Here is a 2,687-nt window from a genome sequence, read left to right on the forward strand (position 1 = left end):
ATAATCGCCCCCGGACCCCCGTATTAATGAACGAATGAAACAGAAATGGAATAACATCTTTTTGAGCGCCTCTCTTTGCGAGCCGGTTTTCGCGGAGCCGAAGCGGAAATTCTCTGTGTCAACCAATAATTTCGCTATAGGAATGAGCGGCATGAGAGAGTGCCTCCATAAAGGGCTTTCCTGTTGGGATCCTCCAGACAACGACAAACAACTCGTGGTAGAGAATCAGGCAAATGACCTGTCTCTGTCAAGCCGACTTCGTGTAAATTTGCATGTGGGTCCGGAAGACTATTTGCCGCTACGAGGGAGTCGTTCAGTCAGGGTCTTCGCGTTAAGCAATTCCTGAAGCCCCTCCCTCTCGCTTTCGGCTTCCAAAAAGGCGCGGCGGCGCGTGGCGAAGGCGTCGTATTCCGCTTCGGCCTGTTCCTGGGCGGCCTTGCGACTGATCGTGCCGGTATCGGAAAGAACGGCCCGTTCGTTGAAACGCAGGAACTCATCCAATCGGCGTTCCCAGTCCTGGAGAAAGACCTGTTTGCGGTGTCTTGCCCGATCCTCTGCGAAGTCCAGCCACATAACCACGATGCGGTTCAGTTCGGCAATCTCATCCTGGTTCAGATAGTTCTTGGCGATGGAGACATCCGCCTTGCGCACCACGCTTCCTTTCCAGGAGGTGAGGCCCATGTTGGAAGCAGTGTGGTCGGCGCGTCGGGCGATCAGCTCGGGAGCGGTGGCTCCGGTGACGGCGAAGTGCAGTTTGTTTTGCATATGTTGAAAAAAGGCCGTCGTCTCCCGATCCGAGGGAGCGTAGTCCGCTGCCAGGGTGAAAATCTCCTTCACCCGAAGATACATGCGGCGTTCGCTGGCGCGGATATCCCGGATCCGCTCCAGCAGTTCGTCGAAGTGGTCCGGAACGGTGGACCCGGCCACCGGTGGATTTTTCAGACGCTGATCATCCAGGATGAAGCCCTTGACGAGGTACTCCCGCAAACGTTCCGTGGCCCAGCGGCGGAACTGCACGCCACGGGCCGAACGCACCCGATAGCCTACAGCCAGAATGGCGTCCAGGTTGTAGTGTTTGACGGTGCGGCGAACCGTGCGCGCTCCTTCCTGGCGAACGTGTAAGTAATCCTTACACGTTGCCCCCTTCTCGATCTCTCCTTCTTCGTAAAGCGCCTGAAGGTGGAGGGTGACATTTTGTGGGGAGGTTTGGAAGAGCTGCGCCATGAGGGACTGGGTCATCCAGAGGGATTTGTCGGCAAAACGGCACTCCACCCGGGTCTGTCCGTCTTCGGTGCGGTAGAGCAGCATCTCACCGGTATCGGGTGTGTCTGGGGAGTTCATCGGCGTCCGGTTCGGGGGGTGCGGTTGGCGGCAAGGGTTTTGAAAAGAGGAGCAACGCCCCGCTGGACGTTGCCCCTGTTTCCATGCGTCGTGTCCGTACCGCCTCACACCGCCAGGGCGCGCTCCGCCATGGCCGATTCGATGACCCCTTTCAGTTTGGGAAAGGAGAGCGGCTTGCGGAAGACCGGCACGGAGGCGGGCAGGCCGCCCTGCTGGTCGATCTCCTCCTGGGAAAGGGAGGTGACCACCACCACCCGCATGCGGGAGAGGATGGGTTCGTCCCGCAGCTCCCGGATCATGCGAAAACCATCCATGCCCGGCATGAGCAGGTCGACCACCAGCAGATCGGGTTTGTGGCGTTCCGCCAGGATCAGGCCGTCAAAGCCGTTTCCCGCCACCAGCAGCTCCAGCGAAATCCGCCACTGGCTGGTCTTCTGTCGGAACAAAGCCACCTGGTCCTGATCGTCCTCCACCAGCAGAATGGAGAAACCGGCGGTACTGACCGGAGTCAGTTCGCGACGCTGTTGGCGCAACAGGGCATCCACGGAGGCGCTGGCAATGCGACGTTGCCCTCCGGGGGTTTTCCAGGAGCGTAGCACGCCGCGCTGGGCCCAATGGTGAATGGTTGGCAGGGAAACCCGCAACAGTCGTGCGGCCTCGGTCGTGCTCAGATACTCCGATTCTTCCCCCCCGGGAATGGTTTCATCGGCTTTGGGCCCGGATGTCGAAAACGAGTTCATGGTTTTTAGATAGTTTTCTCTTGCGGACAAAGGCCGCATGGTGGATGGTATCAGACTTCCTGCACCGGCTCATTTTTATATTCCCTCTAGGGATACATCCTATCGACGGTTGGATGCAACCTTTTTTTAAGGTGCGTTCGTGAGGATTCAGAACCGATGAACATCAAACGGATCTTGATGCTGACCAATGGGGTATTGGTGGCTGCGTTGCCGGTGATATTAAGTCTTGTTCTGTTTGCTACGAATACCTAAAAGCTTGACGGCGAAACGATTAATCTGGCAGGGCGGCAGCGCATGCTCAGTCAAAAAATGGCCAAGGAGATATTGATTCACGCCGGGGAGGCCACGGCGGAGAGCCGGGAGACCTTGCAGGGCTCGGTTTGGGCCTTCGGGGAGACGTTGAAGGCGTTGCAACAGGGGGGAGCGGCGCCGGGCAGCCTGAATCGGCGGGAGTCGCGTCCCGTGCCCATGGCCCCGCCCTCGGGGGAGGTGGTGGAGCTGTTGCGGGAGGTGGGCCGGATATGGCAGCCTTTGGAAAAACAACTGGCGGAACTGGGGGGGGGGGAGACCCCCGCCCGCCGGGCTGAAAACGCCCGTGCGGGGGTG

3 protein-coding genes are annotated in these 2,687 nt (G+C 59.0%); 1 reads left to right on the forward strand and 2 read right to left on the reverse strand.

The window, feature by feature from the left end; translation table 11 throughout:
- Nucleotides 1-288: 288 nt before the first annotated feature.
- Together HQL56_19485 and HQL56_19490 are read right to left on the reverse strand one after the other, a co-directional pair.
- Complete coding sequence (locus tag HQL56_19485) at nt 289-1,341, reverse strand: virulence RhuM family protein (GenBank protein MBF0311699.1); 1,053 nt, start codon at nt 1,339-1,341, stop codon at nt 289-291.
- Nucleotides 1,342-1,445: 104 nt separating this feature from the next.
- Nucleotides 1,446-2,081 carry a response regulator gene (locus HQL56_19490; protein ID MBF0311700.1) on the reverse strand — a complete coding sequence of 212 codons (636 nt, stop codon included), beginning with the start codon at nt 2,079-2,081 and terminating at the stop codon, nt 1,446-1,448.
- 294 nt (nt 2,082-2,375) lie between these two features.
- Between HQL56_19490 and HQL56_19495 the strand changes: the two genes are divergently transcribed.
- Nucleotides 2,376-2,687, forward strand: a 312-nt coding sequence (locus tag HQL56_19495) for a type IV pili methyl-accepting chemotaxis transducer N-terminal domain-containing protein (GenBank protein ID MBF0311701.1), incomplete at its 3' end; no start/stop codon positions are given.

The sequence above is a fragment of the Magnetococcales bacterium genome, from assembly GCA_015231925.1.
In the GTDB taxonomy this organism is placed as follows: domain Bacteria; phylum Pseudomonadota; class Magnetococcia; order Magnetococcales; family JADGAQ01; genus JADGAQ01.